The following is a 343-nucleotide window of genomic DNA, read 5'->3' as shown; positions in this document are numbered from 1 at the left end:
AGTACACCCTAAGCCTAAAGTATATGAAGCAAAATATACAGGCTGTAGCAATGGTACTTTTGCTATTACGGTAACGCCAACGGCGCGAACTGTATGGGCACCAGCGACAGATATAGCAGACTATGACTACTCAATAGATGGTGGTTTACATTGGCAAGAACGTAATAATGTATTTACAGGTTTATCAGCAGGGGTATATTCTATAGTACTGAAAGAGAGAGCGACAGGCTGTGAGGGCGTTTATACGGTAACGATACACAATCCATTAGAGGCGAGTGCACAGGTGAGCAAGCCTCTGGGTTGTGGAGCAGGACAAGAGGCAGAGATTACTATTACAGTAGAT

1 protein-coding gene is annotated in these 343 nt (G+C 44.0%); it reads left to right on the top strand.

Features of this window, described 5'->3' with window-relative positions:
- On the top strand, positions 1–343 hold a 343-nt coding region (locus tag HMPREF9441_RS18790; RefSeq protein WP_216593514.1), incomplete at both ends, for a hypothetical protein.

This window comes from Paraprevotella clara YIT 11840, from assembly GCF_000233955.1.
Classification (GTDB): Bacteria; Bacteroidota; Bacteroidia; order Bacteroidales; family Bacteroidaceae; genus Paraprevotella; species Paraprevotella clara.
This window is presented reverse-complemented; position numbering and strand designations above follow the sequence as displayed.